Below are 13,444 nucleotides of genomic sequence, written 5' to 3'. Positions count from 1 at the left end.
CCGGGACGTCATTGGACCGGCCCGGACGCCATTCCACCCGTGACCGGCTGCGATTTCTTCAGCGTGGAAAAGATTTCCAGCTCCCGCTTGGCTTCTTCTTTGTTTCCCAGTTTCTCCAGAGCGCGCGCCAGTTGATAGTGCGGACTGGGATTGGATGGTTTCACTTCGATGGCACGACGCAACGGCGGCACCGCGCCCGTTGCGTCGCCTTGCAGCAGCAGCGCCTTTCCAAGGTCGTAGAATGCGTCTGAGTTTTGCGGATCAACCTCCGTCGCTTTCTTCAGATGCGCAATCGCTGCTTTCCAATCACCCGCCGCGACTTGGGAATGCCCTAACTGGTACAGCACGGTCAGATTGTTGGGTGAATGCTGCAACTCCTTCTCATATTCCGCGATCGCTTCGTCATTGCGGCCCAGGCTCGCGTAAGCAAAGCCGAGATGGTAATGACCCAGCGGCAGGTTGGGCTCGATGCGCAACGCAGTTTGAAACTGCTCCACGGCTTGCACGCTGCGATTCGTATTTTGATATGCACGTCCCAGAAGCACATGAGCCAGAGCGGCCTTCGGATCGATCTTGATCGCCTTCTCTAACTCGTTCGCGGCTTCGGAATATTTGTCGTCGGACAGCAGCATAAGCGCCCAATCGAAATGGATGTCATAGCCTGTCGGATCCAGGCTCGCGGCGTATTGAAACTGGGAATCCGCAAGGTCATTGCGATGCTGTTTGAAGTAGACCAGACCGAGCCAGTGCGCCAGCTCCGCGTCTTTGGCCCAGCGCGCCACAGCAGCCTGCCCGATTTCTTCCGCCGCGCCGAGACGATTTTCCTGTAGATAACTCAGCAACAACCCCCGAGTTGCCTCTTTGCTGTCTGGAGAACGCTGCCGCGCTTGTTCGAAGGCATGGGCCGCGCGAGTGAAGTCTCCCGCGTCAAGAGCCTCTTTACCTTCGCGAATCAGGACCGCGAGGCGCTGATCCTGCGCCCGGGCTCCAGCGCTCAGAAGCAGCAGGAACGCAAGCAGCAAGCCGGCAAAACGCAAGAGGCGACTCCCGAAATTTGTTTCGCCAGACATTCTTCTGCCACGCGTTCTTCTTCCACACATCCCTTCCCGACATGCTAACAAAGTGGTTGCACTCGGGTTGAAAAGATAATAGCGTTGCTGGCGACGTATCTGGGAGGATCGATTTATGTCGGCACATCTGTTTGCCAGACAGTTTCTGCGCCAGTGTTGCGCAGCTCTTGCGGCCACCACTCTCTGTGCGCAACAGGCCCCGCCACCAGTGTCGCCGATCCCTCCTCCGACCATCCGCGTGACCACGCACATGGTGCTGGTCGACGTGGTCGTCACTGATAAACAAGGGAAGGCGGTGAACGGCCTTCACGCCGACGACTTCGTTGTAGAAGAGAACGGCAAGGTGCAGAAAATCGCCAGCCTCAGCACGCCCGCCGAGACCGCTCCTGCCGCTCCCGCACTGCCCCCGGGCATTTACTCGAACAAGCCGCAGTATCGCTCGACCGGCACACCGATCACGGTTATGCTGCTCGACGCCCTCAACACGCCCTTTACCGATCAGGCCTATGCCCGCCGTCAAATGCTTGCCTTCGTAAGGGAGAATTTCAAGCCCAGCGACCGCATGTCCCTCTTCGCGTTGACCGGCTCCTTGAGCGTCTTGCAGGATTTCACCAGCGACCCGCAGGTTTTGTACACGGCGCTTCAGCGCTACAAGCCGCAAACCCAGAACCTTACGCCCGGCACGCCGATCGCGCAGAGTAATGGTGACGGGCCTGCGACAACCTCCTCCACAATCGCGAGTCTCGACGCAAGCTCGCTGCCGCTCAGCGACAGCGGCAGCAATGCTGGCCTTACGGGTGGCGGAGGAGGAGGATCTGCTCAATTAATCGCCAGCGCCCAGGCGGCCCTCTTATCATTCGAAGGCGCTCAGGTAGCGTACGCCGAAGATCAACGTGCTGTTCTAACCTTGAACGCCCTCAGCAGTCTGGCCCGCATTCTCGGAGGACTGCCCGGGCGAAAAAATCTGATTTGGGTCACAGGCGACCTTCCTTTCTCGCTCATTCCGGAAGACCGAACTATGACGCAAGACGAAATCGAGGAGGCCCAGTCTGGCATCAATACTCGACGCGTCGGGCAACACGCGGCGGGAAATCTCGCGGAGACATTCCGGCAATCGCACGCCGAAGAAATTCGCGAAACCGCTTCTCGCCTGTCCAGCGCACAAGTGGCGGTCTATCCGGTCGACGCCCGTGGATTGTCCATCTCAACCGACATCGACGCGCAGGAAACGATGCGTGAAATGGCTCGAGAGACGGGCGGCCGTGCCTACGTTAACCAGAACGAAATCAAGGTGGGAGTCGAGCGCGCCTTTGCCGACGAGTCGGCCGCCTACACCATCGGCTACTATCCAGACAATAAGAAAATCGACGGCAAGTATCATTCGATCAAAGTAAAGGTGAAGCGGGATGGAGTCGAGATCCACAACCGGCGCGGTTATTATGCCATCGATCCCACGCAGGTAAAAGGCTACAAGGCGCAGCAAGAGGTGGCCAGCGCGCTAGGGGATATCGTTCCCTCCACCATGGTGGCGTTCATGGCCCAGGTGAAGCCTCCCGCCGAGAACTCTGCGCCGGGCAAGATCGGCGTGACTTTCCTCGTCGATGCGAGCACTCTCTCCGCCGAAGATGTATCGGGGGGAAAGCGATTGAACCTGGATATCTACGCCAATATCTATGCGGACGGCAAGCTCGTTGCCCAAGGCGGAAAGAAGATAGACCAGGTCTTCGACGCAAATACTTATCAGCAACTCGTGCAGAAGGGCCTGGCAACCCACCTGGATCTCGACGCAAAGCGAGGCCAGTTGCGACTAGCGGTGCAGGACTCCCGCACCGGCATGGTAGGAACCATCAACGCGACGGCGCCGTAAATTTTGTTCGGAATTGTTGGATGGGACTCTTACCTGGTCTCGGACTGGGTCGTTGATCCGGTCGGGCCGAGCGAAGCTCGCCTGCTTTCTTGTGAGCTTCGTTAATGCGAAGCTTTGGCCCGCTCGCCGGCTGCTTCGGAGTTTCGTCCCAGACGCTCGTACGCCTCCGCCAGCAGAGAATGCAGACCGGCAAATTCGGGCAGCCGCCCCGACGCGATTTCAAGGTGGACAGCGGCTGTCTTGAAATCGCCAGTCTTCATCAGGCTGAGACCCATCTGATAGTGCGCCCAGGCAGAATTGGGCTGGAGTTCGATCGCTTTGTGCAGATAGGCAATCGCCTCCGGATATTGCTGCTGCATAACCGATGCGACACCCGCGCCATATTGCGCGAGGTAGGTATTGGGAAGTGAGGCAAGCACTTGCCGCAGCCAGGGCAGCGCCTTTTCTGGCTTACCATCGTCCAGCTCAGAGATCGCAGCGAGAGTCTTATTGACGGCCGCGATGATGTCTTTGGGATCGCTGCCCTCTGTTGCAGCCTTCACGCCCGCGCCGCCCTTCTGTAGTCCGACATATCCCAGCGAGGCCAGCTTCTGCATCTCGCTCGAAGTCAGCCCGGACTCGGCCGATTTGCCGGCCTCGGTCGTTAGGTGGCTATCCAGTGCTTGTAGTTGCGAAGCCATGGTGTCAAGCGTCGCTTTCGCATTTTGCACCAGGTTGTGCGTGGCGTTCGGATCGAGGGATAGATCGTACAACTCCGGCTTGGGCGCGCGGATGTACAAATATTTTCCCGCCCGCCAGGATTCAATCACGCTGCATCCAAAGCCCTGCTGCGGAAGTTCGCTGCGCGCGTATGCCGGTTGATCGCTCTGGGAAGTGGCCAGCGCGATTCGCAGCAAAGACTGCCCCTGCATCTGCGCAGGCACAGCGATGCCAGCCTCAGCCAAGACGGTAGGTGCAATATCGAGCAGGCGCGCACGGTTCTTCACCTGCTTTCCTGCAAATTGATTCTTCGGCAGTTTCACCACCAGCGCCACATGGATGGTTTCGTCGTAAAGAAAAATGCCGTGCGTGTCCTCTGCGTGCGCCCCTAGACTCTCGCCATAAGACGATGCCATCACAATCAGAGCGTCATCATAGAGCGACTGGTTTCGCAGAGAAGCGACCAACTTGCCAACTACGGCATCGACAGCGGCGACACTGCGGTCATACGAAACGGCATAAGGATCATCCGCCAGGTTCAGCCAAAGAAAAAATGGCCGCCGCGTATTGGCCGCCAGCCATTTGGTCGCATGCGCTACCACCTGATCTCCGTGGCGCTCTACGGATTGAAAGCGGCTCTGGCCGCGCTGCGCCTCGTGGAATCCGGCATCATACGAATCGAATCCGCGGTCATAATCTTGAAACGGGCCGTTCCGCGGATCCAGAAGAATCGATCCCACAAATGCCGCGGTAGAGTATCCGTTAACGTGCAAAAGGTCCGGCAAGTACGGCAGCTTCGGCGTCAGAGGAACGCTGAGTTCGCTCGCGCGATGGCTCTGCGGATATGTGCCAGTGAGGACGGTTGCGTTCGAGGCCACCGTATCGGGAGCCTGCGCATAAGCCTGGGCAAAAACCATCCCCTGATGCGCGATCGCATCGAGACTGGGAGTGAGGTTGCCGCGAGCGCCCATAAATCCCATGTGATCAGCCCGCGTCGAGTCCAGAGTAATCAGGATGATATTCGGCCTAGATTTGGATGCGACGTTCGCGGCGGAAGAGTCGACCGGGAAAGCAACCAGAGGTAGAATGCCCACAAAGAGCCATGAGCCCAAGCGCCGAAACATGGCTAGCAGTCTAACAACGTTCCAAGAAGCTGTCACAAGCGGAGCTTGCCGCAAGCAGCGCGCGGACGAAGCAGTATTGACTTCTAAGAACGACGAAGGATTGCATCTCTGAAGAAACTCTTCCCAGTACTGTGTGTGTGCCTGCTGCTCAACGCGGCGGGCATACTGAGCTCCTGCCACTCCGAGCGAGCGAATTCGTCAAGCAATCAGCGGTTGATCATTCTCGGCATCGACGGCATGGATCCTCAGCTCCTGCACCGCTTCATGCGCGAAGGCAAGATGCCCAACTTCGCAAAGCTGGAAAGCCAGGGAGATTTCCGCCTGCTCACCAGCAGCATCCCGCCGCAGAGTCCGGTGGCGTGGTCGAACATGATAACCGGCATGAATGCTGGCGGTCACGGCCTCTTCGATTTCATCCATCGCGATCCTAAGACGCTGTCGCTTTATTTCTCGGCCTCGCGCGTCGAAGGCCCCAAGCACTCGATCGATATTGGCAGTTGGACGATTCCGCTCGGCGGTGGCAGCGCCGAACAATTGCGGAAGGGCACGGCCTTCTGGCAGATTCTCGATGAGCACGCCATCCCCAACACAATTTTTCGCATACCCTCGAATTTCCCGCCCGTGCCCGCCAAGGGAAAAACGCTCTCCGGGATGGGCACTCCCGATCTGCGCGGAACCTACGGCACATTTTCGTTCTACACGGACGACCCGACGACCGCCTCCGGTGCCGTTGAGGGTGGCCAAATTATTCCTGTGCAAGTCGCGAACTCGCGCGTAACCGCCAACCTGATCGGACCTGACAATTCGTTTCGCAAAGGTTCGCCGCCCGCCACTGAACCCTTTTCCGTAGCGGTCGATCCGCTGGAGTCCGTGGCCAAGGTCGCGGTGCAGGGCCGGGAATTTGTTCTGCGCGAGGGGGAGTGGAGCGCTTGGGTTCGCGTTGAGTTTCAGCTGATTCCCTTCTTTGGCAACGTAAAAGGGATGTGCCGGTTCTATCTCAAGCAGGCGCATCCCCGCTTTCAGTTGTACGTTTCGCCCATGAACATCGACCCTGCATCTCCCGCGCTGCCGATTTCAACGCCGTCCAATTACTCCGGTCTTCTGACCGACGAAGCCGGAGAATTTCACACCCAGGGAATCGCCGAAGACACAAAAGCGCTTTCCGACGGCATGCTCGACGATAACGAGTACCTACAGCAGGCGCGAAGCGTGCTGGCGGAGCATCGCCGCATCTTCGACGCCGAGTTTCCCAAGTTTCATCGAGGAGTTTTCTTTTTCTATTTCTCCAGCCTCGATCTCAACTCGCACATGTTCTGGCGCCTGATGGATCCAAAACATCCCGAGTACGACGCCGCGCTGGCTGCGCAGAATGGGTCGGCGATTGAGGACTTCTACCAGCAGATGGATCAGGTACTGGGCGAAGTGCTGCCGCATCTGGATGAGCGCACGACTCTGCTCGTACTTTCCGACCACGGATTCGCGCCCTATTATCGATCGTTCAATCTGAATACCTGGCTGCTGAATCAGGGCTATATCAAGCTGAAAAATAGTGTGGCTTCAGGCGAGTCCCGTTCGACGCAGCCCTTTCCGAACGTGGATTGGACCCAGACGCGTGCCTACGGCCTCGGACTCAACGGGCTGTACCTAAATCTGCGCGGACGCGAGAGCAATGGAATCGTTCAGCCGGGAACTGGGGCTGACAGTTTAATGGCAGAGATTCGGGCAAAGCTGCTTGCGGTGCAGGATCCTAAAACAAAGCTGTCCGTAATCACGCGCGTCGACCTGGCCAGCGAGGCCTATCAGGGTCCGTATGCCAAAGAGGGTCCGGATATGCTTGTCGGCTACAACCGCGGTTACCGCGCCGGGTGGCGGACCATCTTAGGCGCTTTCCCCACCGATGAACTCGAAGACAACACCAATCCCTGGAGCGGCGATCACTGTATCGACTACACTCTCGTCCCCGGAGTTTTGCTCAGCAACCGAAAAATTTCCGCCGACACGCCCGCTCTCACCGACATTGCGCCTACAATTCTCGCGGAGTTTGGAATCGCTAAGGCACAGGGTATGATTGGACAGTCTGTGTTTCGGCGCACGACGCACTAATTTTTCCCGCGATTGGGGAGATCGACTCTAAGCACATATGTTCGGCTCTCATAGAGTAAAGTTAGAAGGCGAGTTGCTCGATAAAGTTAAGCAATGCGCGGAAGCCTGCGGCTATGCTTCCGTTGACGAATTCGTGGTGCATGCTCTCGAAAAAGAAGTGAATAAGGTGCTGCCTCCCAGCGAGGGCGGTTCCACTTCAAAGGAAATCATAAAGAAGCGGCTCCAGGGGCTGGGATATATCGAGTAGCATTCGCCTCACCGCTTTCCGCTCCTATGGGCTCTCTTGGAGTCAACATCCCAGCCGCGATCGTCTTCGTACTTTCGCTGGTCGTCGGTCTCGCGATGGTGGTCGTGTTTCGCTACACCTCCGACCAGAAAGCAATCCACGTTGCGAAGGATCGGCTCAAGGCCCACCTGCTGGCGCTTCGGCTTTTTCAGGATCAGATCCCGGTCGTCATGCGCTCCTATGCCCGGATCGTGCTGGCGACGGGGCGCTATCTCCGGCTGGCTTTTAAGCCTTTGCTGTTTGTCATTGTGCCCATCACTTTTCTTATTGTGCAAGTCGATAGATATCTCGGCTTTGGACCGGTGCCTGCGGGTCAGACATTCTTAGTCAAGTTGACGGTGTCCGATGCCGAGGCATCGAATGAGGTAACGCTGCAACTTCCGCAGGGAATGGCGGTAACGGCCCCCGCAGTACACGTGCCTTCGGAAAACGAAATTGCGTGGAGAGTGGTGGCGGAAAAAGCCGGGAACTACATCCTCACTATCAGGGCGTCTGGACAGACTTTCTCGAAGAGCCTGGTGGCAGGCTCCGGTTTGCCACGCTTGTCACCGGCACGTCTGCGCGGAAGATTCTGGGAGCGCATCTTTATTTCTGGAGAACGCGCCATTCCCGAGAATAAATTGATCGACGCCATCGAAGTACAGTATCCGATTCGCACCATAGCCTTCGCCGGCTTTGAATGGAACTGGATCTGGCTCTTTTTCGTCCTGTCGCTCGTGGCAGGCTTTTTGTTCAAGAGTATCCTTGGAATTGAGATATGAATAAAGATACGAATCGGCCCGCCATCAATTCCTCAACGGAGCGCCGTCGGATTCTACTGTTTCTAGCCGCTCTCGGAATCGTCCTGCTATGGCCTCTACCGAGCCGCGCCTACGCCGGGCCAGGAGCGGGTTTTGCCGTCCTCTCTTCTTTCTGGACGCTGTTCGTTGCTTTCCTCTATTCCATCTACGCCTTTCTGGTCTGGCCCTTCCGGCAAATATTTCGCTTCTTTCGGCGGCGCAAAGCTTATGGCAAAGCGCAAATCAAACGCGCAGTAATTCTCGGCTTCGACGGCATGGATCCGGAACTGACGGAACGCTTCATCGCCGAAGGCCGGCTGCCCAATCTCGCCCAGCTTCGCGAGCGGGGAAGTTTCCGGAAATTGCGAACCACCTATCCGGCGATTTCCCCCGTCGCGTGGTCCACCTTCATGACCGGGGTGAACCCCGGCAAGCACAACATTTACGATTTTCTCGCGCGCGATCTCAGCAGCTATCTTCCATATCTTTCCTCGGCGAAAATTAAGGCGCCAAAGCGCAGTTGGAAAATTGGTAAATACACCATCCCCCTCGGCGGCCCGAGAATGAAAGGCATGCGTAAGGGAATACCTTTCTGGCATTGGCTGGGCGAGGCCGGTATTTTTTGTTCCGTGATTCGCGTGCCCGTCACCTTTCCTCCCGAAAAATTCTCGGGCGTACTGCTTTCCGGCATGTGCGTCCCGGACCTGAAAGGCAGCCAGGGAACGTTCTGTTTGTGCACCACGCGCTCCCGCGGCGACAAATTCCGTGAAGGTGGAGTTCGCGTTCCCGTCGAGCGTACCGGCTCAATCTGCCGTTCTTATATACCCGGCCCTGACGATCCGCTCACACCCGGTTCCGATGACGAACTGCGGGTGGGTTTTGAACTTCACATTGACGAGATAAAGAAGCAGGCCCGCGTCACCGTTGACTCGCAGAGCTTTACTCTGAAAATCGGCGAGTACTCGGAGTGGATTCCCGTGAAGTTCAAAGCGGGCGTGGGTTTCAGCGCGCACGGAATTTGTCGCTTCTATCTCAAGGAACTTTCGCCCGAAATCGAGGTCTACGTCACACCGGTAAACATCGATCCCAGCCGGCCGGATCTGCCCATCTCTCATCCGGTCACATACTCCATCTACCTCGCCAAATTGTTTGGCCCTTACGCAACTCTAGGACTTGCGGAAGATACCTGGGCCCTCAACGAGCAGGTTCTCGACGACGGCGCCTTTCTCGCGCAGTGTTATGCCAATCATGACGATCGCGAGCGCATGCTGTTTGATGCGCTGGAGAAAACGCAGCAAGGCCTGTGCGCCTGCGTCTTCGACACCACCGACCGAGTGCAGCACATGTTTTGGCGCTATCTCGACGAGGACCATCCCGCCGCCGCCCGTGATGTCCCGCACGATCAACATCCGCCGGTGATCCAGAATCTTTACGCCCGCATGGACCAACTGATCGGCCGGGTGATGAAGCAGATCGACGACAAGACTCTGCTCATGGTCGTCTCCGACCACGGCTTCAAATCGTTTGCGCGGTGCTTCAACTTGAATGCGTGGCTGCACCAGAACGGATATCTCGCGCTGAAAGCGGGAAAGAGTGAGAGCGGCGACTGGTTCGAGGATGTAGATTGGTCCCGCACTCGCGCCTACACGATGGGCTTGAATGGACTCTATCTGAATCTGAAAGGCCGTGAGCGCGAGGGCATCGTTGAACCCGGCGCCGACGCCGACACGTTAAAAGAAGAACTGCGGTGCAAACTTGATGGGCTCCTCGACCCCGCATCCGGCCGCCCCGGCATCACCGGTGTCTTCGACTGCGATGCGGTCTATGCCGGCCCTTATGTCGATAATGCCCCCGACCTGATCGTCGGTTACGGTGAGGGTTACCGCGCGTCCTGGGATTCCGTGATGGGCAAGGTCACTAGCGAAATCTTCGAAGACAATCTGAAAGCCTGGAGCGGCGACCATTGCATCGATCCGCGCCTTGTTCCGGGAGTGCTTTTCTGCAATCGAAAAATCACCGACGAAAAGCCCGCCATCGTCGACGTCGCTCCCACGGTTCTGAAACTTTTTGGTCTGGCCCTTCCGGGACACATGGATGGCAAACCTTGGACGGTCGGAAGCTTCACGGGAGCGGCGGAATCGTGATCACCATCGTCTCCGGCTTACCTCGCTCCGGCACATCGCTGATGATGCAAATGCTCGCCGCCGGCGGCCTTCCGCTGCTCACCGATCGGGAACGCAAACCCGACATCGACAACCCGCGCGGCTATTGCGAGTGGGAGCCGATCAAGCTCCTGCCCAAGCAACCGGATCGCATCGATGAGGCGGAAGGCAAGGCCGTAAAAGTGATTTCCCAACTTCTGCTTTCTCTTCCCCACGGTAGGAACTACAAGGTGATCTTCATGGAGCGTCCGCTCCCCGAGGTCCTCGCCTCGCAGGATGAAATGCTCAAGCGTCGCGGTGGAATCGAGCCGGTGGATCAAGCGCGGATCGCGGCCGCTTTTGGCGATCACCTGCGGCAAGTCATCGCCTGGCTAGAACACAGAAATGAAATCTCGGTTTGCCGGATGGGATACCGCAAGACGCTCGCCGACCCGACGGGCGCCGCAAAAACGGTGCGGGATTTCCTGGAGCTGGAGTTAAATGTCGAGGCGATGGCTCGGGCCGTGGATCCTGCGCTGTACCGCAATCGGAACAGTTGAGCGTAGGCGATAACGATCGCCGGCCGATTATGACGACCTCTGCGAGTCAGATATTATCTGCAGCAAATTATCGTCTGCGCCTTCATTTTTCAGGCGTTGTCGTGTAGCAGCGCTGAGCTTGAAATCGACTTTATAGATATGAACGAGCGCTGCCATCCGCACGGGGGTGATTGCACCTTTAAGTCCGGCTTCGATCTCGGCGAGAGTAAAGGGCTTCCCTTTTTCCGCGACCTTCGTCGGCTCAAGACTGCGCCAGTTCGCCTCTTGCTTCGAGATCAGCCTTCTGTCGAGCATCTCCTGAAGAGCCGATTGTGACTTGGTCGAATCCGGTTGCCGGGCCGCCGCGCGAAACAATTTTGCGGCCTCGTGCGGATTGCGGGCGATGCCAGTCTCGTCATCTCCATCCCGATACAAGAGCGCCAGGGCATAATCCGCCTTGGCATTGCCGTGGTCGGCCGATTTTCGCAACCATTCCAGTCCCTGCTTTGGGTCCTTGGGAATGTTTTGCCCGCCGCCTTTTAGATACATGTAACCCAGGACAAACTGTGCCCCGGCATGGTCCAGCTTGGCTGCCTTCTCCAGCCACTCGACTCCTTGCTTCGCGTTGATCGGTATGCCCTTCCCTTCGAGATAGTCATCTGCCAGTTCGTATTGAGCTTGGGCATCTCCTTCTTTCGCTTGTTTTTTAAGCGAGGCGATATCCAAAGTCTGCGCGAAGCCGGTGACGTGTGTAAGACTTGAAATAGCGAAAAATAGGATCCCACGAAGCATAAACAGTCGAGCTCGAGATGGGCGAAACTTGTTCACAGGAAGACGGCAATAATCCCAGAGTCTCACGCGATCGAGATCGGCAGTCGCGAGTACTCGACGCCGATGTTAGTTCTGCCCATTTCCAAAGTCAATCGCGTTAGGACTAAACACCAATCCTCTGCCACCAGCATTTCATGCTACTCTAGGCCATTCTCAGGCGGCCCTTAGACCCTGTTACGGCTGCTGCCTCGCGTGACTGATGAAATACTGCCCCGCGTGCCACAAGACCTATCCGGGCGAGTACAAGGTGTGTCCCGCGGACCAAACCGGTCTGCAGAACACCAACGAACTCCAGCCCGGCATGATTATTCGCAATAAATATCAGATTCTGGACCAGATCGGCATTGGCGGCATGGGTGTCGTTTACCGCAGCCGGCACCTCACATTCAACGAATTGTGCGCCATCAAGATCGTCAACGACAGCATTGCCGGAGACTCCAACTTCCTCCAGCGCTTCCAGACCGAAGCCGTAGTCACGCGAAAGCTGCGGCACCCTAATGCGGTCCGGGTCGACGATTTCGACTATACCGAGGACGGCCGCCCTTTCATCGTGATGGAGTTGGTCGAGGGCAAGAACATCGGCGAAGTTCTTCAGGCAGAGGGCCCGTTCCCCGTGCCGCGCGCGGTTGGCGTTGCCACACAGGCGGCCCGGGCTCTGGGCATGGCTCACAAGCTGGGGATCGTGCACCGCGACATCAAGCCGGGCAACATCCTGCTGGCTCACGACGAACAGGGTCAGGAGATCGCCAAGGTTCTCGATTTCGGTATCGCGAAACTTCGCGAAGCCGCCGGCGGCGATCAGCCGGGCATGACCATGACCGGCATGGTCGTGGGCACGCCGCTCTACATGTCGCCGGAACAATTCATGGGCAAAAAGGCCGCCGGAGAAATTGACGGCCGCACGGATATTTATTCGCTCGGAGTTGTGCTCTATCAAATGGTGACGGCGCAATTGCCCTTTGAAGGCGACACTCCGTATTCCCTGATGATGCAGCACATGCAGGGAACCGTGCGCCCGCCGCACGAACTCGCTCCTGACCTTCACATTCCCGAATCGCTCTCGCGGATCATTCTGAAAGCCATCGACAAAGCACGAGAACAACGATTTCAAACCGCGGAAGAATTGATCGCGGCGCTGGATCAGGTAATTGCCGGCCCGCGAGTAACCGGTGCGGTAACAACAGGGCAGGCCGCAAACGCGGTCGTGGATAACGTTCAGACGGAAAGCACCCAAGCGGGGCAACCCGCGGTTATGAATGTGGCCCCGCCTTCGACAAGCGGCGCACAAATTCGCTCATCGCAAGTCTCTGCGGCCCCGCCCAAATCCGAATCTTCTCCTGCGCGGAATATAGCAGCTCCGCCACCCTCGGCCGCGCCGACGCCGTCTCAAGTCAGCGCTCAGGCTTCATCCTTAAGCGTAGCCGCCGCACAGTCGACCGATCCAGCGCTGGCGAGCAGCTACGCACAGCACGTGTTTGTGCCGCCGCGAAAAGTCCAACTGAAGCACGTCCTGGCCCTGATAGTCTTGGTTGTCGCGGGCGTGCTGGTCGCGGGCGTCGGATACTTGAAGTACCAATCCTTCCGGCGACTTCGAATCGAAAGCGTCGTTACCGGCAAACTGAATTCGTCGCCAACCTTGAGTCAAGCCGCAATCCGAGTGCAAGTCTCGGACGCTCGGGAAGTAATTTTGGACGGCAAGGTTCTGACGCAAGACGACTCGGCCACGGCAGGAAAAATGGCTGCGTCCGTGGAAGGCGTCACGAATGTGATCAATCGAATCGAATATCCTCCGCTGGTTCAAGCGGTGGTTCCAGTCGCGGCGACTCCCGAGTCTCTCATCAGCGCCGGAACGAAATTACTGGACGATGGGAAGTATGAAGATGCGATCGCTTCCTTTTCGAAAGCGACGGCCTTGGACCCCAACAATCAGGCCGCCAAAGACGCCTTGGATCGCGCGCGGCGAGCCCAGAAGACCGAGGACGAATTGCTTAAGAACCGTCGCTGA

10 protein-coding genes are annotated in these 13,444 nt (G+C 57.5%); 7 read left to right on the top strand and 3 right to left on the bottom strand.

Annotated elements, in window-relative coordinates; genetic code table 11:
- Positions 1-8: 8 nt before the first annotated feature.
- Positions 9-1,070 carry a tetratricopeptide repeat protein gene (locus VGM18_15535; GenBank protein HEY3974414.1) on the bottom strand — a complete coding sequence of 354 codons (1,062 nt, stop codon included), beginning with the start codon at positions 1,068-1,070 and terminating at the stop codon, positions 9-11.
- 115 nt (positions 1,071-1,185) lie between these two features.
- On the opposite strand from VGM18_15535, the gene VGM18_15530 reads away from it, so the two are divergent.
- On the top strand, positions 1,186-2,937 hold the full coding sequence (locus tag VGM18_15530) for a VWA domain-containing protein (protein ID HEY3974413.1): 1,752 nt from the start codon (positions 1,186-1,188) through the stop codon (positions 2,935-2,937).
- Between the two features lie 101 nt (positions 2,938-3,038).
- Here the strand turns inward: VGM18_15530 and VGM18_15525 are convergent, their stop codons facing one another.
- Positions 3,039-4,760 carry a sulfatase-like hydrolase/transferase gene (locus tag VGM18_15525; GenBank protein HEY3974412.1) on the bottom strand — a complete coding sequence of 574 codons (1,722 nt, stop codon included), beginning with the start codon at positions 4,758-4,760 and terminating at the stop codon, positions 3,039-3,041.
- A 135-nt stretch (positions 4,761-4,895) separates the two neighbouring features.
- On the opposite strand from VGM18_15525, the gene VGM18_15520 reads away from it, so the two are divergent.
- From VGM18_15520 to VGM18_15500, 5 genes are all read left to right on the top strand, one after another.
- Entirely contained in the window at positions 4,896-6,863 is a 1,968-nt protein-coding gene (locus VGM18_15520) for an alkaline phosphatase family protein (GenBank protein ID HEY3974411.1), read from the top strand.
- 73 nt (positions 6,864-6,936) lie between these two features.
- On the top strand, positions 6,937-7,110 hold the full coding sequence (locus VGM18_15515; protein HEY3974410.1) for a hypothetical protein: 174 nt from the start codon (positions 6,937-6,939) through the stop codon (positions 7,108-7,110).
- 26 nt (positions 7,111-7,136) lie between these two features.
- Positions 7,137-7,910, top strand: a complete 774-nt coding sequence (locus VGM18_15510) for a hypothetical protein (protein HEY3974409.1) — start codon at positions 7,137-7,139, stop codon at positions 7,908-7,910.
- The gene (locus tag VGM18_15505; GenBank protein ID HEY3974408.1) at positions 7,907-10,072 is read left to right on the top strand and encodes an alkaline phosphatase family protein; all 2,166 of its coding nucleotides are present in this window, start codon (positions 7,907-7,909) and stop codon (positions 10,070-10,072) included. The genes VGM18_15510 and VGM18_15505 overlap by 4 nt, the downstream gene beginning before the upstream one ends.
- Positions 10,069-10,629, top strand: a complete 561-nt coding sequence (locus VGM18_15500) for a sulfotransferase domain-containing protein (protein ID HEY3974407.1) — start codon at positions 10,069-10,071, stop codon at positions 10,627-10,629. The genes VGM18_15505 and VGM18_15500 overlap by 4 nt, the downstream gene beginning before the upstream one ends.
- 27 nt (positions 10,630-10,656) lie before the next feature.
- On the opposite strand, the gene VGM18_15495 is transcribed toward VGM18_15500, so the two are convergent.
- Positions 10,657-11,436 (bottom strand): tetratricopeptide repeat protein, encoded by a 780-nt coding sequence (locus tag VGM18_15495; protein HEY3974406.1) that lies wholly within the window; start codon positions 11,434-11,436, stop codon positions 10,657-10,659.
- A gap of 202 nt (positions 11,437-11,638) precedes the next feature.
- Here VGM18_15495 and VGM18_15490 point away from each other — a divergent pair, with 202 nt between their 5' ends.
- Positions 11,639-13,444, top strand: a complete 1,806-nt coding sequence (locus VGM18_15490; protein ID HEY3974405.1) for a protein kinase — start codon at positions 11,639-11,641, stop codon at positions 13,442-13,444.

It is taken from the genome of Candidatus Sulfotelmatobacter sp., from assembly GCA_036500765.1.
Lineage (GTDB): Bacteria > Acidobacteriota > Terriglobia > Terriglobales > Acidobacteriaceae > Sulfotelmatobacter.
This window is presented reverse-complemented; position numbering and strand designations above follow the sequence as displayed.